Annotated in this window: 15 protein-coding genes and 1 pseudogene; 7 read left to right on the top strand and 9 right to left on the bottom strand. The window is 68.6% G+C overall.

Annotated elements, in window-relative coordinates; all coding sequences use genetic code 11:
* Positions 1-144: 144 nt before the first annotated feature.
* The gene (locus OG844_RS42355; RefSeq protein WP_406387964.1) at positions 145-2,496 is read left to right on the top strand and encodes an AbfB domain-containing protein; all 2,352 of its coding nucleotides are present in this window, start codon (positions 145-147) and stop codon (positions 2,494-2,496) included.
* 63 nt (positions 2,497-2,559) lie between these two features.
* Here OG844_RS42355 and OG844_RS42350 read toward each other — a convergent pair whose 3' ends face one another.
* Positions 2,560-5,886, bottom strand: a complete 3,327-nt coding sequence (locus OG844_RS42350; protein WP_406387965.1) for a LamG-like jellyroll fold domain-containing protein — start codon at positions 5,884-5,886, stop codon at positions 2,560-2,562.
* A gap of 183 nt (positions 5,887-6,069) precedes the next feature.
* Positions 6,070-8,505, bottom strand: coding sequence for a GH92 family glycosyl hydrolase (locus tag OG844_RS42345; RefSeq protein WP_406387967.1), 2,436 nt, complete (start codon positions 8,503-8,505; stop codon positions 6,070-6,072).
* Positions 8,506-8,675: 170 nt separating this feature from the next.
* Here OG844_RS42345 and OG844_RS42340 point away from each other — a divergent pair, with 170 nt between their 5' ends.
* Positions 8,676-9,449 (top strand): VOC family protein, encoded by a 774-nt coding sequence (locus OG844_RS42340; protein WP_406387968.1) that lies wholly within the window; start codon positions 8,676-8,678, stop codon positions 9,447-9,449.
* 696 nt (positions 9,450-10,145) lie between these two features.
* Here the strand turns inward: OG844_RS42340 and OG844_RS42335 are convergent.
* Positions 10,146-10,952, bottom strand: coding sequence for a hypothetical protein (locus OG844_RS42335; protein ID WP_406387969.1), 807 nt, complete (start codon positions 10,950-10,952; stop codon positions 10,146-10,148).
* A gap of 111 nt (positions 10,953-11,063) precedes the next feature.
* Positions 11,064-11,528 carry a LysR family transcriptional regulator gene (locus OG844_RS42330; RefSeq protein WP_406387970.1) on the bottom strand — a complete coding sequence of 155 codons (465 nt, stop codon included), beginning with the start codon at positions 11,526-11,528 and terminating at the stop codon, positions 11,064-11,066.
* A 116-nt stretch (positions 11,529-11,644) separates the two neighbouring features.
* On the opposite strand from OG844_RS42330, the pseudogene OG844_RS42325 reads away from it, so the two are divergent.
* From OG844_RS42325 to OG844_RS42310, 4 genes and pseudogenes are all read left to right on the top strand, one after another.
* A pseudogene (locus OG844_RS42325) lies at positions 11,645-11,983 on the top strand (nuclear transport factor 2 family protein); the annotation flags it as partial.
* Between the two features lie 187 nt (positions 11,984-12,170).
* Positions 12,171-12,404: a DoxX family protein gene (locus OG844_RS42320; RefSeq protein ID WP_406395912.1), complete on the top strand. Its 234-nt coding sequence runs from the start codon at positions 12,171-12,173 to the stop codon at positions 12,402-12,404.
* The gene (locus OG844_RS42315) at positions 12,401-12,541 is read left to right on the top strand and encodes a hypothetical protein (protein WP_406396391.1); all 141 of its coding nucleotides are present in this window, start codon (positions 12,401-12,403) and stop codon (positions 12,539-12,541) included. Before OG844_RS42320 ends, OG844_RS42315 begins: the two co-directional genes overlap by 4 nt.
* Before the next feature lie 154 nt (positions 12,542-12,695).
* Complete coding sequence (locus tag OG844_RS42310) at positions 12,696-13,352, top strand: hypothetical protein (RefSeq protein ID WP_406387971.1); 657 nt, start codon at positions 12,696-12,698, stop codon at positions 13,350-13,352.
* Positions 13,353-14,100: 748 nt separating this feature from the next.
* On the opposite strand, the gene OG844_RS42305 is transcribed toward OG844_RS42310, so the two are convergent.
* From OG844_RS42305 to OG844_RS42290, 4 genes are all read right to left on the bottom strand, one after another.
* Positions 14,101-14,868 (bottom strand): RNA ligase family protein, encoded by a 768-nt coding sequence (locus OG844_RS42305; RefSeq protein WP_406387973.1) that lies wholly within the window; start codon positions 14,866-14,868, stop codon positions 14,101-14,103.
* A gap of 462 nt (positions 14,869-15,330) precedes the next feature.
* Positions 15,331-17,235, bottom strand: a complete 1,905-nt coding sequence (locus OG844_RS42300) for a rhamnogalacturonan lyase (RefSeq protein WP_406387975.1) — start codon at positions 17,233-17,235, stop codon at positions 15,331-15,333.
* Between the two features lie 27 nt (positions 17,236-17,262).
* Positions 17,263-17,604 carry a YkvA family protein gene (locus tag OG844_RS42295; protein WP_406387976.1) on the bottom strand — a complete coding sequence of 114 codons (342 nt, stop codon included), beginning with the start codon at positions 17,602-17,604 and terminating at the stop codon, positions 17,263-17,265.
* Between the two features lie 255 nt (positions 17,605-17,859).
* A complete protein-coding gene (locus OG844_RS42290) occupies positions 17,860-18,699 on the bottom strand; it encodes a helix-turn-helix domain-containing protein (protein ID WP_406387977.1) in 840 nt (279 codons plus the stop codon).
* Positions 18,700-18,915: 216 nt separating this feature from the next.
* On the opposite strand from OG844_RS42290, the gene OG844_RS42285 reads away from it, so the two are divergent.
* Positions 18,916-19,374: an ATP-binding protein gene (locus OG844_RS42285; RefSeq protein WP_406395985.1), complete on the top strand. Its 459-nt coding sequence runs from the start codon at positions 18,916-18,918 to the stop codon at positions 19,372-19,374.
* A gap of 5 nt (positions 19,375-19,379) precedes the next feature.
* On the opposite strand, the gene OG844_RS42280 is transcribed toward OG844_RS42285, so the two are convergent.
* The gene (locus OG844_RS42280; protein WP_406387979.1) at positions 19,380-20,060 is read right to left on the bottom strand and encodes a ribonuclease H; all 681 of its coding nucleotides are present in this window, start codon (positions 20,058-20,060) and stop codon (positions 19,380-19,382) included.
* Positions 20,061-20,075: the final 15 nt, after the last annotated feature.

Here is a 20,075-nt window from a genome sequence, read left to right as displayed (position 1 = left end):
AGTGGTTCCGCGACTTAAGACCAAACCTGCGGGTCACAGCACTGCGATCCGCCCTGGCGGCGAATCCCAGCTCGTTGCCCTGCTCCGCAGGAGCTGTGTTTCCTCCCCGAGCTAAAGCGCGGGGTATCCACACAGGAGGAAAAGATGAAGTCCGTACGAGTCCCGGGCCGTGTGCCCTGGTGGCGCAGATTAGCCGCCGCAACCGGGCTGCCTGCCCTCGTCGCCACCGCACTGGTCGGCGTCGGCGCGGCCCCCTCCGACGCCGCGGCCGCGGCGTGGACGCCGAAGCCCTCCCCCATGACCACGCCCTGGACCGGCCAGGTGCCCGTGGACAACCCGCTCCCCGAGTATCCGCGCCCCCAGCTCACCCGCCCCGACTGGGCCAACCTCAACGGCATCTGGGACTTCGCGGTGACCGGCCGCGATGCCGGGCAGCCCGCGGCGTTCCCCGATCAGATCCGGGTCCCCTTCGTCGCGGAGTCCGCGCTCTCGGGCATCAAGCGCAGGATCACCGAGAACGACAAGCTCTGGTACAAGCGCAGCTTCACGGTCCCGTCCAACTGGAACGGCCGGCGCGTCGAGCTCAACTTCGGCGCGTCCGACTGGGAGACCACCGTCTGGGTCAACGGCACCCGGGTGGGTGCGCACAAGGGCGGGTTCGACTCGTTCGCCTACGACATCACGCCCCAGCTCAACGGCGGTTCGAACACCGTGGTGGTCTCCGTGTACGACCCGACGCAGACCGGCGGCCAGGCCGTCGGCAAGCAGCGGATCAACGACGTGAACCCGCACCCGGGCGGCGGCATCTTCTACACGGCCGCCTCCGGTATCTGGCAGACCGTCTGGCTCGAGCCCGTCGCCACCTCGCACATCACCCGGCTGGACATGACGCCGAACCTCGGCAACAACACCCTGCGGGTGAAGGTACTGGCGGCTTCCGCAGGCGGGCGCAGCGCGCGGGTCACGGTCTCCAGCGGGGGCACCGTGGTGGGCAGCTCGACCGGAACACCCGGCTCGGAGATCTCCGTGCCCGTGCCGAACCCCAGGCTGTGGAGCCCGGACGACCCGTATCTGTACGACGTGCGCGCCGAACTGCTCGACGGATCAGCCGTGGTGGACACGGTGGGCAGCTATGCGGGCATGAGGTCGATCGCGGTCGCGAAGGTCGACAACATCCTGCGGCCGGTCCTCAACGGGAAGTTCGTCTTCCAGAGCGGCACGCTCGACCAGGGCTACTGGCCGGACGGCATCTACACGGCGCCGACCGACGCCGCCCTCAGGTCTGATCTGCAGGCGCACAAGGACCTCGGGTTCAACATGGTCCGCAAGCACATCAAGGTCGAACCGCAGCGCTGGTTCCACTGGGCCGACAAGCTGGGGCTCCTCGTCTGGCAGGACATGCCGGCGATGGACACCGGCAAGACGCCCGACGGCGCCGCCCGTACCCAGTGGGAGGCCGAGTACCACGCGATCATCGACCAGCACCGCAGCTCGCCCTCCGTCGTCATGTGGGTCAACCAGAACGAGGGCTGGGGTCAGTACGACCAGGCCAGGATCGCCAATGAGGTGAAGGCGTACGACCCGTCCCGGCTGGTCAACAACATGAGCGGGGTCAACTGCTGCGGTTCCGTCGACGGCGGCAACGGCGATGTGATCGACAACCACATCTACGTCGGTCCGGGCAACACCGCGCCCACCGCGACCCGGGCCGCCGTCCTCGGCGAGTTCGGCGGTCTGGGATACAAGGTCCCCGGCCACGAGTGGTATCCGGGCGGCGGTTTCAGCTACGAGGACCAGGCGAGCATCTCCGCGCTCAACAACCGCTTCGTCGGACTGCTGGACAGCATGCGCGTCGGCCAGCTGCCGGCCGGGCTGTCGGCCTCCGTCTACACGGAGATCACCGACGTCGAGAACGAGGCGAACGGGCTGCTCACCTACGACCGCCAGGTGGTCAAGGTCGACACCGCACGGGTCAAGGCCGCCAACCAGGCCCTCATCCAGGCGTCGAAGACCCCCGCCCCGCCGGTCACCCTGCCCACCGGGCAGTACAAGTCGCTACGGGTCACCACGCCCGGCCACACCAACAAGTACCTGCGCCACCAGCAGCAGCTCGCCTACACCGCTGTCGTCGACGCCGCGGGCAGCGCACTGCTCAAGAGCGACGCCACCTGGAAGATCGTCACCGGTCTGGCGAACAGCAACTGCTACTCGTTGGAGTCCCGCAACTATCCCGGCGAGTACCTGCGCCACCAGGACTTCCGGGTCCGGCGCGACGCCAACGACGGCTCCGCCCTCTTCAAGGCCGATGCCACCTGGTGCGCGGTCGCGGGTACGGGCGGGGTACGGCTGTCCAGTGCGAATCTGCCCGGCAGCTATCTGCGTCACATCGGGTCCGAGGTGTGGCTGGCCAGTCCCGGCGGCGGTCATGCCTGGGACAACCCGGCAACGTTCACCGAGGACACGACCTGGGCGGTGGATGCGCCCTGGGCACCCTGATCTGACCACCCGTTGAAAGGGCCGGCCCGGCAGCACACGCTGCCGGGCCGGCCTTCGGTGTCGCTACGGCTGCTCGCCGTCGTGGAGCGCGGTCACCTCCTGGTCGGTGAGCGCTTTGTCGTACACCTTCACCTGGTCGACGGAGCCGTTCCAGAAGTCGGTGTCGGCGCCCGACCACTTGGCGCGGCCCACGGACAGCGCGCCGGTGCTGACATCGGCGGTGCCGGCCGCCGCGGTCGCGGCGAGTTTGCCGTCGACGTACAGCTTGATCTCGTCACCGCTGCGTACGCCGACCACGTGGTACCACTGGCCGAGCTCGGGCTTCATCTCCAGCCGGGCGCGGTGGGCGCCCGGTGTGGAGAAGGCGAACGCGCCCTGTCCGTACTGGAGGTAGAACGGGTTCTCCTGGCGCCGGCCGTCCTGGCTGACGAGCGTGGCGTAGTTGCCCGGCAGGGCGTCGAGCCAGGCCCAGGCAGACACGGTGTAGTCGCCGGTGGTGTCGACGACCGGACCGCTGGTCTCGGCGTACTGGCCCTCGCCGTTGAACTTCAGCGCCGATCCCTGCACTCCGGGCGCCCAGGACGTCCCCTGGGAGAGGGTGAGGTCCTTGTGGTTCGGGCCGCTGTCGGCGGCCTTGGTGCCCGTGTTCTCGTCGAGGGACCAGCTGCCGCCACCCTTGAGCTCGTCACGCTCACCGGCTGCTGCGCCGGCCGCGATGACCTCCTCGTTGATCTTCCGCACCTTGGCGGGGTCGACCTTGATCTCCCGACGGTCGTACGTCCAGAGCCCGTTGAGCTCGTTCTCGAGGTCGGTCACCTGGGTGTAGATGGAGCCGGACAGTTCGGCGCCGGCTGCCGCCAGGTAGTGCGTGCGGGTGTTCTCGACGTACTTGGCGGTCAGGGCGTCCTTGTCCGCGACACCGCTGTAGATCGCGGTGGGTGCACCCGGCCACATGTGTCCGGGCATGCGCAGGGTGAAGCCGCCGTGCTCACCGTCCATCGCCGCGCGGGTGTCGTCCGGGAAGGCCGGGTCGGTGTTGTTGTAGTCGTGGTGGTCGATGATGTCGCCCTTGCCGGAGTCGCCCTTGGAGTTGCAGCAGTTGACACCGCTGTGGGCGTTCACGACCCGGGAGGGGTCGGCGGCCTGGACCTTCTCGGTGATCTTGCCGGTCTCGGTGCGGTCCCACTCGCCCCAGCCCTCGTTGAAGACGATCCAGGCACCGATCGAGGGGTAGTTGTGCAGCTGCTCCATCATCTCGGCGCCCTGGTCGAGGAAGGCCTTCTGGCCCTTCTCACCGGTGATGTTGCCGGAGACGAAGTCCTGCCACACCAGGAGACCCATCCGGTCGGCGTGGTAGTACCAGCGGGCGGGCTCGACCTTGATGTGCTTGCGGACGGAGTTGAAGCCGAGGTCCTTCTGCGTCTTCAGGTCGAAGACAAGGGCGGAGTCGCTGGGCGCCGTGTTGAGGCCGTCGGGGTAGAAGCCCTGGTCGAGCTGGGCGAGGGAGAAGAACGGCTTCCCGTTGAGCACCAGCTTCTGGTAGCCGCCGACCTCGGCGACGCCGAAGGAGCGCATCCCGAAGTAGCTGTCGACGGTGTCCTTGGAGCGGCCGTCCTTGAGGGTGACCTCGAGGTCGTACAGGTACGGGTCGTCCGGCGTCCACAGGTGCTGCTTGGCGACCGGAAGGCTCAGCTCGCTGTTGGCCGGGCCGGTGACGGTGCCGACGACCTTGCCCTTCCTGTCACGGGCGACGGCGGTGATCCGGGCTGCCGGGGAGGCGTTCTCGGAGTTGACCTTCAGCGCGAGCCGGCCATTGTCGATGTCGGGCGTGGTCGTCAGGGAGTCGACCGCGGCGGGCGCGACGGGCTCCATCCAGACGGTCTGCCAGATGCCGGAGGAGGCGGTGTAGAAGATGCCGCTGGGGTTCGCGGACTGCTTGCCGGTGGGCTGGTCGGCCCCGGTCGTGTCGGTGACCGCGACCACGATCTCCTGAGGGCCGCTGCCCTTGAGGGCGTCGGTGACGTCGGCGCTGAAGGCGGTGTAGCCACCGGTGTGCTCGGCGACCTGCTTGCCGTTGACCCAGACCCGTGCCTGGTAGTCGACGGCGCCGAAGTTGAGCTTCAGACGGTCGTCGCTGCTCCGCTTGCCGACCGACCAGCTCTTGGGCACCGTGACGAGCTTGCGGTAGAACATGTGGTCTTCGTGGCGCTCGAGTCCGGAGAGCTGGGACTCGACGGGGTAGGGCACGGTGATGCGCTCGTCGAGCGACTTGCCGAAGACCGGCTGCTCACCGGCGGTGGCTCCCGCGAACTCCCACGGTCCGTTGAGGTTCTTCCAGTCGTCGCGCACCTGCTGCGGGCGCGGGTACTCGGGCAGCGGGTTCCTGCGGTCGACCTTCTCGCCCCACGGGGTGAGCAGCCGGTGTGTGGAGAGGTTCTTCGCCCTGCGGCTGATCGCCGGGACGGTCTCGTCGCCGGCCTTCAGGCCGCCCTCACCGTCGTACGCGAACCTGACCTGCTGGTTCTTCTGGACGGCTGCGCCCAGCGTGACCATGAGCGACTTGGGGTCGCCCTTCACCGCGGACACCGACGTGACGGGCATCGGCGTCGTGTCGGCCTCGACGGTGAGGTGGTCCTTGACGCCCTCGATGTCACTGACAGCGTTGTCGAAGGTCGCCTGCAGCTTCTGGCCGTCCTCGGCGACGCTCAGCGCGACGGGGTAGACCTCGAAGTCCGCGGGCGGTGTGAACGCGGACTCGGGCACGATCTGCTTGGCGAGCCTCGCGCTCGACCAGCGCAGGAACATGTTGGCCCCGCCGATGTCCTGGAACATCTCCAGGCGGAAGGTGTGCGGCTCGCCCGCCTTGAGTGCGACCGGAGAGCTGGTCTGCTCCTTGTCCCAGTCCGGTACCCAGTGGTCGATGACGGGCTTGTCGTCGATGAAGAGCCGGAACCCGTTGTCGCCGATGGCGGAGAAGGTGTAGTCACCGGTCTCGGGTGCTTCGATCTGTCCGGTCCAGCGAGCGGTGGTGTGCTCGGTCTTGCCGGTGGCCGACTCGAACGCGCCGGTGAGCCCGGGGAAGTTGATCTCCGGGTCGAGCGCCACGGCGCCGAGCTGGGCGAAGTCCCGTGCGCCCGGGGCGGACATGGCGAAGTACTCGCCCTTGAGGCCGTGGACCTCGGTCGACGGCTCCTCGGCCGTGAACGCGGAGGCTGCGGCGGTGCCCGCGTCGGGCGCCGCGGCGGCGGCCGGGACCAGGGTGGCCCCGAGGGGGAGCAGCAGAGCGGCCGTACAGGCCAGCGTTCTGAAGAGCGTGCGGGGGCGGGCTAGTTGTCGTATCAAGGCGTCGTCCTCGTCGAAGAAGCCGGAGTGCCCCGAACGGCGAGGCACTGCACATAGTCGAACATTGAGCCACAGCCTCAAACACTTAACAACGGTCGTGCATACATAATTTTCAACGATAGAAAAATCAGGTCCCCGACCGCCCGCCGATCGCCCGACCGTTCGCCCCGTCGGTCCGTTCCGCACGGGCACACCCCGATCGCCAAGGATCGGGGCGCGCCCGGGTGACGGTTACTGCGGCAGACCCGCAGGTCCGGTGGCCCATCCGGTGTTCGGCCGGTCGGCGAGCCTGTAGTCCAGCGAACCGCCCCGGGTGACCAGGCGCGCGTCGGTCCACGACCGGTCGCTCGGGCGGCCGTCGACCTCGACGGCGTCGATGTACGGATGTGTCGTATCGGCGGCCGGGGCACTGATCGTGATGCCCTTGCCCTGCGGCCGGTCGATCACCGCGGCCGGGAAGAGCGGGGCGCCCAGGAGCATCGTGGCGCTGCCCGGCGTCTGCGGGTACATGCCGAGGGCCGAGAAGACGTACCAGGCGGACATGGTGCCGAGATCGTCATTGCCCGGCAGACCGCGCGGACCGGTCCCGTACACCGTGTTCACGATCTCCCGCACGGTCTCCTGGGTCTTCCACGGCTTCCCCAGGGCGTTGTAGAGCCAAGGGGCGTGGATGCCGGGTTCGTTGGTCGGGTCGTAGCGCAGCGCGTCGCCGCCCTTCACCGACCAGGAGCCGTCCGCCTTGTGGAAGAAGGCGTCCAGCCTCTTGGCCGCGGTGTCCCGGCCGCCCATCGCGTCCGCCAGCCCCTGGACGTCCTGCGGGACCATCCAGGTGTACGTGGCACTGGTGCCCTGGGCGAAGCCGCGGTCGCTGCCGGGGCTGAAGGGGGTCACCCAGGAGCCGTCGAGGTTGCGTGCCTGGATGTAGCCGGTCGTCCCCGCGCCGTCGCCGGCCTCGGGGTTGAACACGTTGCGCCACCAACGGCCGCGCGCGTCGAAGGCGTCGGCCTCCTCGTCACGCCCCAGCAGCCGGGCCCAGCGGCCCAGTGCTGCGTCGGCGACCGCGTCCTCCAGCGTCTCGGCGGCGCCGCCCCAGCAGTGGCAGACGTCCTGAGGTGCGTAGTGGGACTCCAGGTACTGGGCGAGGTTGGGCCGCTGGCCGGTGCACTGGCCGGGGCACCCGGCGTCCGAGAGGCCGTCGGGGTGGGGCACCGTGGCCTGTCGGGCCAGGGACTCGAAGGCGCCCTCGTAGTCGAAGTTGCGTACGCCCATCGCGTAGAACGTGGCGAGGGTGGCCGCCGTGGGATCGCCCGTCATCACGTGCGTGGCACCGTTGACGTGCACCCAGCGGTCCCACACCCCGCCGTTCTGCCGGGCGAAGTTGTACAGGGACTGGGCGAAGTCGCCCGCGATCCTCGGCTTGAGGAGGGCGAGGAGCTGGATCTGGGCGCGGTACTGGTCCCAGCCGGAGAAGTTGCTGTACTGCGCCCCCTGCCCGCGCGTCACACGGTGCGGTTTCCCGTCCATGCCCGGGTAGCGGCCGTCGGTGTCGCTGATCAGGTTGGGCTGCATCAGCGAGTGGTACAGCGCGGTGTAGAAGGTGGTGCGCTGCGCGTCGGTCCCGCCGCCCGTGCGTACGGAGCTCAGTTCCTGGTCCCAGGCACGGGATCCGGCCCGGGCGACGTCGTCCACGCCTGACTTCGGCGCAATCTCCTTGCGGAGGTTGGCCTCCGCTCCGGCCTGGCTGACGTAGGAGATCCCGATCCGCATGCGGACGTCGTCATCGGCGGTGGTGTCGAAGCCGACCCATCCGCCGGACCCGCGTCCTGCCCGGTCGGCCCCGGTGGCGTACCCCTCGCCGCCGCTCGCGGTGGTCGAACCGGGTGCGAGGGTGCCGTCCTTCCAGGTACCGGTGGAGGCGAAGTCCCGGTCGAAGGAGGCGCTGAAGTAGAGCCGGTAGTAGCTCTTGCGGTTGTTGGTGCCACCATTGGCGCGCCGTCCGCAGAACGCCCCGGTCAGCACCGAACCGGTCACCTTTCGGTGTGCGGTGTCGATCTCGACCTCGGCGTCCTCGCTGCCGTTGAGGGAGTTGGACACCCGGAAGAGCAGATTGGCGGGCTTGCCGGCCGGGAAGCTGAAGTCGGCCACGCCCGCGCGCTTGCTCACCGCGAGGTCGGCCGAAGCGCCGGAGTCCAGGCCGAGGGTGTAACGGCCGGGCACCGCACGCTCGTTGTCGTGCGCGAAGTTCGCCGCGTACACGGCGTCCTTCGTATCGGCGGACGGCGACGTGGTGACGTCTCCGACGAACGGCATGATCGGCACATCGCCCGCGGCGCCCGGATTGCACCCGGCACCGTTGACATGGGTGAGGCTCAGTCCGCGCAGGCGGGTGGCCCCGTACTCGTAACCGTTCGCCGCTCCGGTGCTGGTCTGGTCGCCGGTCGTACTGGTCGGGGACCAGGCGATCATGCCGTACGGGAGGGTGGCGCCCGGGAAGGTGTTGCCGCCGTTCGCACTGCCGATCAGCGGGTCCACATAGGCGGTGGGTCGGGTGACGAGCGCGTCGGCCTGGGCGGCCGGCGGCATGACGGCAGCGGCCAGCGCGCCGGTGATGACGATCGCGGCGGCTCGCGCACCGAAGCGCCTGGCCGTGGGCGGTCTGGGGGGCATGTCGTACCTTCCGCAGGTTGGACAACGTTGTCGGACGCCGTTCCCCGACGTCCCCGTTGATCGTTGCGCGGCCGAGCGTAGGTCCCCGCAATGCCCGGGGGAAAGCCCTGCGCGGACTCCCACCGGTGAACGGGTGGTGAACGACCCGGCGGGGCGGGCCCCCTGGCACGATGACAGCACCTGCCCTGAACTCGACCTCGCGAAGGAGCGACGTGATCCTCTGGACGTACGCCCTCATCGACCGCCCGACAGCCGCCGCCGGCCGCGCACGCGCATTCTGGACCGAGGTCACGGGGACGCACGAGTCCGTGCCGCAGGGCGAGCGGGCCGAGTTCATCACACTGCTCCCCGACGAGGCCGACGCATGCCTGGCGGTGCAAGCCGTCGGCGGGGCGGGCGGGGCCCATCCGGATCTGGCGGTCGAGGACATGCCGGCGTTCGCCGCGCGGGCCACCGAGCTCGGAGCAGTGGTGGAGGCACGGAAGCCGGAACTGACCGTGCTGCGCTCCCCCGGCGGTCAGCGGTTCTGTCTCGTCCCCTGGCGCGGACAGAAGGTCCGCCCGCCGGTCCTCGCGGCCCGCGGGGTTCCCGAGAGCCGGCTGGACCAGCTCTGCCTCGATGTCGCACCGGCCGCGTTCGACTCGGAGGTCGCCTTCTGGGCGGCTCTGACGGGATGGGAGTCAACTCCCGGTGATCACGAGGAGTTCCATGTGCTGCGTCCGCACCTGGACCTGCCGGTGCACCTGCTGATCCAGCGCCTGGACGAGGCCCGCCCTGCCTCGGCGCACCTGGACATCGCGTGCCCGGACCTCGACGGGGGGCAGGCCTGGCACGAGCGGTGCGGCGCCACGCTCGTCCGCCAGGGCCCCGCGTGGACGGTGCTGCGGGACCCTGCGGGCGGCGTCTACTGCCTCACGCGGCGCGACCCGGTGACGGGCACCTGACCGGGCGTCCTACGCCCTGGAAGCCGCCAAGGGTGCTGGACGATCCGAAGCAACAGACGCGCCGCAACCTTTCAGTGGGGAGGACCGGGAGGGTGGCCTGCGCCACGCGACATGGCACGAGCCCCGACACCGCCCGTACACTCCACGAGCGGGTGGCCCGACCCGTCGATGATCGAGCAACCGCGTGAAGAAACGAAGAGCGGACCTGGTGACGCTCACGAACCCCCATCAGCCCGGCCGGGTCCGGACCACAGTATGAAAATCAGGCGACCGGGCGTGGCCCATCGTCCAGGATTGCGCCACGAGCCAAGACCTTGTGACGTCCTCCACGCACGGCTGGACGAGGAGGCCGACTTGGTCCGAGCTGCGACGGTGACGGGTGCGGGGCGTGGACCGCTCACGAGCGCGCGGTCGACTTCTGCCAAGGAGAACTCTCCGGCTACCAGAGAAGCAGCGACTGCCTGCGGCCGAGGCGCCGCCGCCGCATCCGTGGTGTCGCCCCGGCACCACCGGACGTAAGGCAGATCACCGGCTTGATGATGGGGAAACCTGAGCACCTGGGCTCACCACCGGCCTGGAGAAGGACGGGGACGCCGTCGTGCAAGGCCGCGCACGACTCTGCTGGGGCCCTGGCCCAGGGCAACTTCGGCACAGCAACCGAAGGGCGCAGGGCAACGGCTGGGAGAAGAAGGTGTCCTACGAGTCACCGGTGCCGCTGCGGGAGTCGGCTCGGGCCTGGACATCTGGTGGAAGCGAGCTCTTGAATCTCGCGGGGAAGCGCTCGTGCTTCGGATCCAAGTGGTTGATCAATGCCAGCAGGGCATCGCGCAGATCCAGGAGTCGCGGCAATGGCCCATCGTGGCCCGCGAGTTCCTGCAAGCTCTGGGAAAGTTCTTCGAACCAGGCTTGGAACGTATCATCTTGCTCCATTCGGGCGCAGAACTCGGCATATCCGATGCAATCGACAGCGTCACCTTCACGGCGAATCATCAGTTCACCGAGCGCTCGTTGATCGCTGCGGAATATTCGCAGGTGCTCATCTTCGTAGTCGCCCGAGGTGAAAACGGATGAGATGGTGAAGATATGGTTCATGATGACGCGATTGTCTTCATGGGTCCCAAGGTCCAGGAACTGAATGTGCGTGCGCATGATCTCTACCCAACCCATGTACTCAGCCACTCTGTGCAGCGTGCTGTAGAGGGAATATCGACGCTGCCGGGGTGAACCACCCTCGTGGAATTGGGCGAGGAATCGGATTCCGGTTGGTGATGCACCGCCCGCCAGGTTATAGATACGGGTCTGCAGGTCAAAGGCTGACCATAGGAGCGGATCGCGATATCGACTCATCGCGTCCAGTCGATTCGCCTGCCGCAGCCGCTCCGCTGACTGCTGGTCAAGTTCTGCCGCCAGCAGGGATTGTCGCCTTGCCCACCATGCACTCATTCCGGCCGTTGAGAGCGCGACGAGGGCGGACGACAACGCAACTACAAGCTCAACACTCATGTACGCGATTGTGGTGCATCATCGTTGCTGTCTGCCATAGCAATGCACGACCGGAGCCGTCATGACGCACCGTCCCGATCGCTTCGACTTGCGTCTGGCCACCACGGCTGATCAGCGCGACAAGGCCGGGAATCCGCTTCGACTCGACATGCCCTGCCAGAACCCCCGGGCCGGCACGAGAGCCTCCCACTGGCCGGCAAGTTCCATCGCGCAGGGAAAACCGAACGGCGTGCGAGCGAAGAACGCGTCGATGAGCGGGCGTAGTTCGTGTCCGGCATGGCCGAAGACACCCAGCCTCAGGGTGTGGCCGGCACCCAGGGAGGCCGCTTCGGCGCGGGCCAGTCCCGCCTGGAGGAGGTCGAAGGCCTGCTGGAGGTCTTCACGGAGGCGTCGGCCGACGGGAGTCAGGCTCACGCGCCGACTGGTGCGATCGAACAGGGTCACACCGAGGCGTCGTTCCTGTCTGCCGATGGCCTGACTGACGCGGGCCTGGGACACGTGGAGCCGTTCGGCGGTGCGGCCGAAGTGCAGTTCCTCGGCCAACGCCAGGAAGATCTCGATGTCGCGCAGCTCCATGGATAACCCCCCTGTTATGAATCTCTGCGCGAACTTTACATTGATCCACCGCTGACCTGCATCGATGCTGAGTACACCGCCACCGGACAGACGGCACATGCCTTCCGTACGCATCGATGAGGCAGGGGAAACCGATGTGCGATATGCAGTTGATCGCCGATCGCGTCGAGATCGAGGCGCTGCGCGCCGAGCTCACCGACGCGGTGATGATGCGTCACTTCGACCACGTTGCACTGCTGTTCACACCTCGCGGCGTCATGCGATGGCCGCACATCGAAAAGGAGTTCGCCGGCCGGGAGCAGATCCGCGCCGGAGTCGAGTGGGGGCAAGGACTCTGGGAGTTCTTCGTACAGAACGTTCACCCGGGCGTCATCCGGCTGGACGGTGACACCGCGACCGGTCGCGCCTGCATCCAGGAGTTCGGGCAGATGCGCGATGGCGCTTCGCACCTGAACTACGCCCTGTACCACGACCGCTACCAGCGCACCTCGGACGGCTGGAGGTTCAGCGAACGCGTTTACGAGATCCGGTACGTGGACTCCGCCCCTCTGACGGGCGCGCCACTGCCCGCATCTCCCCGGCCCTGGACACCCGCACCACCGAACCCCGAACCGGACGATCACCCCGTACAAGGAGTACCTCGTGGACCTCGCACTGTGGATCGCTGCCGGACTGCTGGCCGCCGTTGCCCTGCTCGGCGGCATCACCAAGACGTTGGTCCTCAAGGAGAAGTTGGCCGCGCAGCACGGCGGCGAGTGGACCAGAGACGTCGGCGCCGGTTTCTTGAAGACTCCCGGGATCCTCGAACTGCTCGCCGCGGTGGGCCTGATTCTTCCGGCCGTGCTCTGGACATCGCACCGGTCATGGTGCCGGTGACCGCACTGTGCTGGATCCTTCTGATGGTCGGCGCGATGGTCACCCATGGCCGCCTCGGCCAGTTCAAGCTCGTGATGGTGAACTCGGTCTATCTCCTGCTCGCGGCCTTCATCGCGTGGGGGCACCTCGCCGCCTGAGTGGCGCCCCGCGACATGGAACGACCACGGCCTGACAACTGACGGACGGGACCTCACCCCTACCGGCCATTCGGTCACAACTCCGTCACTACCGAAATATCCCGCCCCCTTGTCGCATACCGCACCGCTACGGTCATGCCTCCACGAACCACCCTTGGGGGACGACTTGAACACCCGCGCACTCACCGCTGCCCTCGCTTGTCTCGCGGCCGTGACGTTGGTCGGCTGCGACCCTGCCACTACGGATCCGAAGCCCCCAGCGCCTGCCGCCTCCGAGTCCTCCACCGACGCCCCTGCTGCACCGCCGTCCGAGAAGGCGGACAAGCCGCCCGCGTCCAAGGTCGTGCCGAACTTCGTCGGAATGGGCCTGCAGTCGGCGCAGGACAAAGCCCAGGCCGAGGGTTTCCCCCTGCTGACGTCCCACGACAGTGCGGGCCGCGACAGGCTGCAGGCACTCGACCGGAACTGGAAGGTCTGCTCCCAGAGCGTCAAGGCGGGGAAGACGGTGTCCACCGACATCGAGTTGGACTTCGGTGCGGTGAAGCTCGAGGAGACCTGCCCCGCCGACGACGCCGAGGCGCCTGAGGTGGCCGACGGGAAGATGCCGAACCTGGTCGGCAAGTCCGTCAAGGCAGCTCGTGGCGCTCTGGACTCGGGTACGTCGATCACAACGACGGACGCGGCGCAGGACCGCATGGTCCTACTGGAGAGCAACTGGCAGGTGTGCACCCAGTCGCCGGCCCCGGGAGCGGCCCTGAACGGTCAGCCCGTCGAGTTCACCGCGGTGAAGTACGAGGAGAGCTGCCCGTAGGCAATGCCTTCGGCGGCCGGCTGACCCCCTCACATGGAGGGGATCGCAGCGTTTGGGGTGCCCGAGATCAAATCGGCTGGGGAACAAGGTGCTCTACCACTGAGCTACGGAAGCCGTGAGCCTCCGACGGGATTCGAACCCGCGACCGCCCCATTAAGAGTGGAAGTATCCCCTGCCTGCGCACCGGGCACCCCCGACGCTGTGCGTCCCGAGATCAAGACGGCTGCGGCTCTGCGGGGTTCGATCCCCGCCCACCGAAGTGGTTCTACCCAAAAGAAGTAACCGCGGCCTGCACACCGGGAGGTGCTTGAAGTTGTGGCCTCACTCTAGCCGGTGAAGGCGGGACCAGCGCTTCGATTTACTGTCACGAGCATGGATTCGGCGACTGCGAGGAACACCCCTGCAGCCGCCGTCCCCTGAGCGGATTGCATGGGTGTGCTGCTGACGGGCTGCGGGGGGCCGCTCGTTCTCCATGGACGTGCCCCCTACGTCTCGTCGGTGTCGCGTTGCGCCACGGTCTGTCCGGGCGGGGCTGTTCGGCAGCCCGCTCCTTCGCGCGCTGCCCTGCGGTGGCGACCCAGAGCCCGATGAACGCGGCAACGAGGAGGACCTACACGAAGACAGGCAGGCCGCCGAACTCGGTGTCGACGAGGACCAGATCGCCGCGGTGAAGCTCGCTCCCGGCGAGAACGCGCCTGTTCGGTCGCCCGGACACGCCGATGCCCAGCAGGGCAGTGGGGCATGACGGTCAGAGAGTACGGGCCATCCGGGTACGGCGCTTCAGGGTCCGCGCGTAGTCCTCGAACCGCGCCTTCGCGATCACCGAGCGGTCGGCGGTACGGAGCACCACGCCTTCCGCACGGCCCGTAGCCTGGCTGTCCAGCGCTACCAGCGTCTGCGGCCAACTGGCGTTGAGCCAGGCGCTCATCCCGTCGACACTGGTCGGCAGGCTTTCCGGCGCCATGACGTCGAGGCGGGGGGTGAGCGGGATGCCTTCCATGTCGGCGGCGAGAGTCAAGGCGTCCTCGGTGAGGAACGATTGCCCACCCCCCTCGCGCCATGCGGATATGCGCTCGACCGGCCAGCCCAGAACCTCCAGCGGCACCGTCGCCACGTCGAACAACCGGTACCCGACCTGCCCTGTCCCGGTGTACTGCTTCGCCGCAGCACCCACCTTCGCCCCGTACACCTCCAGGTAGAAGACGTTGATGCCGTCCCTCGCGGCGAGGCCTTCGGCGACGGTGCGCAACGCCCCGACGATCCCCAGCGCCGGGTTGGTCACCCGGTCGCCCCGGGCGGCAAGAAGCTCCTCGCGGCTTCCGATGAACCAGTCCGCGCCTGGAAGTTGGATGATGCGCGCGTTCGTTCCGTCGACCTTTTCCGTGAGAACCACATCGCCGACGAACGGGGTGGCGTCTTCGGTGAGAGCGCCACGCTCACCGAGCACGTGATAGGTCGGGATGGACGGGTACTTGGTTGCCGAGTTCAGGGCGGCAAGATCGATGCCGTCGCTCATGCGGGACTCCTTGGTGGGCAAGTCTTCTTGATCCGGGCGCTGCGCCGGGCGAACAGGCTGGCTTTGACCTGCTCTTCTCCGGGGTGCTCCCACGTGTGCCGGCCGAGGGACATCTTCCACTGCTGGACGTGGGACTGCTCGTCAATTCCGCGCGATGCGGATCTTGACGGGGCGGCCGCGGCAGGTGGTGCGCATTGTGCGACGTGGCCGAGCAGCTACGAGACGCCCTCGTCTCCGCCTCACTGCTCGTGTGTCCGGCCTCGCGAGAGGACTCAGCGACGGCTCACTGGATCAGGTCTGTGTACGGATGATCCGGAGATGCCGGGCGGACATGGAGTTGCATCGGCTCCCATCAGATCTCCCCGGGAGTCCTCCCCAGAGGCGTCCAGCCATCGAAACGGCGACTGCAAGTGGATCACTCGCAGTCGCCGATTCGTGAGCGGCAGTCCGACGATTCCCCGGCTAGGGTGTGGTGATCGTCGGCCGCGGTGCGGTGGCCATGCCGCTGCCGATGGCGAAGCTGGGGTGCGGCGGCTGGTTGTACGCGGTGTTCTGCCAGGCCAGCGCGGTGCGGTACATGGTGTCGTGGAGCAGCGTGGTGATCCTGGTGCCGGTCTCGTACGGCGTCGAGTAGATCCGCAGCGCCGTGTTGTTGGTCGTCGGCCAGACGACTTCCTCGCGCCAGTCGCCGAAGATGTCGCCGGAGATCGTCGGCGTGGCCTTGGTGCCGTTGTTGCTGTGGACCGAGGCACCGGTCAGCTGGCGTGTGTCGGCCGAGGTGCCGTACTTGTCGATGTGGGTGCCGTCGAGGAGTTCTCGGGTCGTGTCGCCGTCCCACCAGGACAGGAAGTTCGAGCTGGACGGCTTCCGGCTGGTGACCACGGTGCCCTGCGGGTTGCGCACCCCGGAGACGGCGGAGGACCAGGACTCGGCGCCGGGGCTGCCTGACCAGATGTCACCGGACACCCCGCGGCCGTTGTCGCCGCTCGCCGGGGTGGACCAGAGGATCTTGCCCGTCTTCGCCTCCGCCATCCATGAGGACGGCTTCGAGCTGTCCTCGTCGACCTTGAACTCCTCCAGTCCCGCCCGGGAGGGGTCGAGGTCGCCTACGTGCATGGCGTCGCCGTGGCCGTTCTTCGTCGTCCACAGGCCGCTCCCGTTGTCGTCCACGGCCATGGCCCCGTACACGATTTCGTCCTTGCCGTCGGCATCGACGTCGGCGACCGACAACTGGTGGTTGCCCTGACCGTCGTACCCCTTGCCCACGTTGGTCGAGCTGTTGGTGTCGAAGGTCCAGCGCCGGGTGAAGGCGCCGCCCCGCCAGTCCCAGGCGGCGATGACGCTGCGCGTGTAGTAGCCGCGCGCCATGATCAGGGAGGGTCTGGCCCCGTCCAGGTAAGCGGTGCCGGCGAGGAAGCGGTCGACCCGGTTGCCGTACGAGTCACCCCAGGAGGACACCGTGCCGCGTGCGGGAACGTAGTCGACGGTGCCCATGGCAGCGCCGGTCCTGCCGTTGAACATCGTCAGGAACTCGGGTCCGGACAGGACGTATCCGGAGGAGTTGCGGTAGTCGGCGGAGGAGCTGCCGATCACCTTGCCGGTTCCGTCGACGCTGCCGTCGGCCGTCTTCGTCGCCACTTCGGCCTGGCCGTCGCCGTCGTAGTCGTACACCTGGAACTGGGTGTAGTGCGCGCCGGAGCGGATGTTGCGTCCGAGGTCGACGCGCCAGAGCCGGGTGCCGTCGAGCCGGATCCCGTCGATGATCGTGTTGCCCGTATAGCCGGACTGCGAGTTGTCCTTGGCGTTGGTGGGCTGCCATTTCAGTACGAAGTCGAGGGCGCCGTCGCCGTCCAGGTCACCGACGGACGCGTCGTTGGCCTCGTAGGTGTAGGCGACCCCGTCGGGTGTCGTGCCGCCCGCGGGCGGGCTGATGGGCACGTCCTTGTACCCGGCGCGGAACTGGATCGCGTTGACCGAGTCGCCCTGCTCCGTCCCGTTGACGACTGCCCGCACCGTGTAGTCGGCGGTGGCGGGTGCGCCCGAGTGGAAGTAGTTGGTCGAGGCGGTGACGGGCGAGGCGTTGACCTTCGTTCCGGCCCGGTAGACGTTGAAGGACACGCCGTCGGGGTCGGTGCCCAGCCAGCGCCAGCTGATGAGGTTGCCGCTGTCGGTGTGCACGCTGACGACGCCGCGGTCGAGTGCCTCGGCCTGCCGGGCGGCGGCGGCGTGCGAGGTGGGGCCGAGGGCGACCAGTCCGGCAGCGGCGAGCAGGCCTGCCGTCAGCGAGCCGAGCAGTGCCCGGTTACGGGTGATCCGGCGTCGCCTGCGGTGGGAGCGGGGATCGGGGTGGGGGAGCAGAGGGTCCACGGTACGCACCTTCTGGCCGGGGATGGCTTACGTCACGTCAGTTGCTCCCGGACGCCGAAAGGTTGCCGCTTCACCGGCCCGTTTTCCGCTCCGCGTCCCCAGCCCGGCGGCGTTCGCGGCGGTGTGCAGTGAACGCAGGGCCAGCAGCAGGAAGCCGATGTCGTCGAGGTACACGGGATCCGGCAGCAGGTCTACGGGCGACACCGTGTAGATCACCGCGGCCCACATCAGCGCCTTGTTGCGCAGCGGGATTCCCGCATCGAGGAGCAGCTTCCTGGCCCGGAACACCCGTACCAGGAGAACGGCGGCGACGCCCGCCGCGAGCAGGGCGACGAGCCCGCCGAGAACGAGCCAGACGGAGGTGTCCATGACCTATCGTCCACCCGTCCGAAGGCCGGAGCCTTCGGATCCGGCGAGCCCGCTCCCGGCCCGAGTGCGGGTGCGTCGTTCCGGGGCGCACAGCTTGCCTGTCTCATTCATGGGCCAATCGTCCATGAGTTCTTCTCCTCTGTTACGGATCGTCCTAAGAGGTTGTGCCGGACAGTGGCGGGCCCGCACAGCGCGGGTGACCGGCATCGGGGGGTCCGAAACCAGAGGAGACCCTGCGCGCCGGCCCGGCCGCCCTCATCGGACCGCCGGCAGGGGGGTTCCCGGGTGTGGAGCCGCCGCGCAGGCGGCGTCCAGCCTGATGCGGAAGTCCGTCACCGCACCCGGCTCGTCGATGATGTCCACCCGGCCCCCCGGGGCCTCGAGAATCGCCCGGTCGCCGATCTCGGGAGCGGACACCCGCAGGAGGTGCAGCGGCGGGACGGCGGTCATGGGGTGCGGCGGGGAGTCGAGGGGCATCACCTGCACGGTGAGGTGCGGCCGGTGTGCTGCTTCGGCGAGTACCGCCCACTGCTCGGTCATCACCTCGGGACCGCCCACCCGGGTATACAGCGCCGCGGCCGGGATCAGGGCCCACAGGGCCGCGCCGCGGCCCTCCAGGCGCCGCTGGCGCTCCTCCAGCAGTTCGAGGCGCCGGGTGCGCCGCGCCCCGGTGTCTGCGGGGTACAGGGTCCGGTCCAGGGCAGCCGCGTAGGCCGGAGTGCGCAGCAGTTCGGGGACCAGCGCGGGATGCCAGGTCCGGACGAGTGAGGCCGAGGACTCGAGGCCGATGACCTCCTGCCGCCACGGCTCCATCGCGTCCCGCCAGCGGTGCCACCATCCGGGCAGGTTCGCGGCCCCCAGGCCCGTGATGATCGATTCCGCCTCCGCCTCGGGAACCTCGTAGCGGTCCAGCAGGGCCCGGACCTGGCGGGCGTCCAGCCCGGTCTCGGCGCGTTCGATGCGGCGCACCGTGGCCGGATGCGCGTCGAGGGCCCGGGCGGCCGCCTGCAGGCTGACGCCCGCGCGTTCCCGCAGTATCCGCAGGCGTGCCGCGAGGACACGGTGCTCGACCGTGGGACCGGATCGGGGCCTCATGCGCCCGCCTTCCTCGCGAGGGCTCCGAAACAGAGAAACCCGAACATTCTGTCACTTGCAAAGTATGCACTTTGCGCCGAGAGTACATACATGCCGGAAATAGACACCCGCTCGCGCCTCGCTCCGGAGGACCCGAGCGGGAGGAGCGCACAGAGCTGGTGGATCCCCCGTCTTCCCGAGGGGGTACCTCAGGCGCGCCACCGTGTCCAGGAGGCGATGCGGGAGTGGGGAGAGCCTGACGACCGGGTCGAAGCAGCCGCCCTGGTCGTGACCGAGCTGGTCGCGAACGCGGTGCAGCACACCTCGGGCCGACGGGTCCGCTGCAGGCTCCTGCGTTCCCCCGGCGGGGTGCGGATCTGCGTGTGGAACCGCGGCCGGGCCCGTGTGCCGGCTCCGACGCGGCCCATGGACGCGAAGTCGGCTTCGCACGGCTCCCACGGCCCGACGCCGCGCCGCCCCGAGCTGTCGCGCTCGCCCGGGGACGGACCCCATGGCCCAGGAGGCCGGGCCGACGCGGACCACGGGGACCTTGCCGGGGCCGTCGACGGCCCCGACATCACGGATATCGACTCCCTCGCCGAGGACGGCCGGGGGCTGATGCTCGTGGACGCGCTGGCGACACGATGGGGAACGCGCACCAGCCTGTCCAGTCGGCTCGTCTGGGCCGACGTCTGAACCGCTCAGGCGACAGGCGTCCGGCATTCCGGGTGGCCCCAGCCCCTCGGGTTCTTCGCGATCAAGTCCTTCGCCGCATACGGCTTTCCGCAGTGGCAGCGGCCCGAGAACTTCGCCCGGATCGTCGCGGAGGGACGTGAGGAAGCTCCCTCGGTGCCCGCACCCGAGGTCCGGCCCTTCGTCGAGCGGGCCGGAGCCGGCACCGGCAGTCCGGCGGAACCGTGCGCTGTTCCCGCAGGCTGCTGCGATACAGCGGCCTCGCTCGCGGCCTGATCGGCGAGCGCGTTGAGCAGATCACCGTTCACCTGATGCGCGGGCACGTAGCGAAAGCTCACACTCCGGCCACCGAGCAGCGCGTCGATGCCGACCACCAGCTCGCGGTTGGCGACCGGCTTGCCCGCCGATGTCTTCCAGCCGTTGCGCTTCCAGCCCGGCAGCCACTTGGTCACCGCGTTCATCGCGTACTGGGAGTCCATGCGCACCTCGACCGGCACGGCCGGATCGGTGGACCTCAACAGCTCCCGCAGTGCGGTGAGCTCCGCGACGTTGTTGGTGGCGGTACCCAGCGGACCGGCCTCCCACCTCCGCGGGCTGCCCTCGGAATCCGCCACGACCCATGCCCAGGCGGCCGGTCCCGGATTTCCTTTGGATGCCCCGTCACACGCGGCGATGATGCTCTCGTTCATGCCCTTGATCATGCC

The sequence above is a fragment of the Streptomyces sp. NBC_00887 genome (assembly GCF_045207585.1).
This window is presented reverse-complemented; position numbering and strand designations above follow the sequence as displayed.

Bases quoted from the DNA above. Each gene is read 5' to 3' on its own strand.
- OG844_RS42355 (WP_406387964.1), top strand. From the start codon at position 145: ATGAAGTCCGTACGAGTCCCGGGCCGTGTGCCCTGGTGGCGCAGATTA.
- OG844_RS42345 (WP_406387967.1), bottom strand. From the start codon at position 8,505: ATGCCCCCCAGACCGCCCACGGCCAGGCGCTTCGGTGCGCGAGCCGCC.
- OG844_RS42340 (WP_406387968.1), top strand. From the start codon at position 8,676: ATGACAGCACCTGCCCTGAACTCGACCTCGCGAAGGAGCGACGTGATC.
- OG844_RS42335 (WP_406387969.1), bottom strand. From the start codon at position 10,952: ATGAGTGTTGAGCTTGTAGTTGCGTTGTCGTCCGCCCTCGTCGCGCTC.
- OG844_RS42330 (WP_406387970.1), bottom strand. From the start codon at position 11,528: ATGGAGCTGCGCGACATCGAGATCTTCCTGGCGTTGGCCGAGGAACTG.
- OG844_RS42305 (WP_406387973.1), bottom strand. From the start codon at position 14,868: ATGAGCGACGGCATCGATCTTGCCGCCCTGAACTCGGCAACCAAGTAC.
- OG844_RS42295 (WP_406387976.1), bottom strand. From the start codon at position 17,604: ATGGACACCTCCGTCTGGCTCGTTCTCGGCGGGCTCGTCGCCCTGCTC.
- OG844_RS42290 (WP_406387977.1), bottom strand. From the start codon at position 18,699: ATGAGGCCCCGATCCGGTCCCACGGTCGAGCACCGTGTCCTCGCGGCA.
- OG844_RS42285 (WP_406395985.1), top strand. From the start codon at position 18,916: ATGCGGGAGTGGGGAGAGCCTGACGACCGGGTCGAAGCAGCCGCCCTG.
- OG844_RS42280 (WP_406387979.1), bottom strand. From the start codon at position 20,060: ATGAACGAGAGCATCATCGCCGCGTGTGACGGGGCATCCAAAGGAAAT.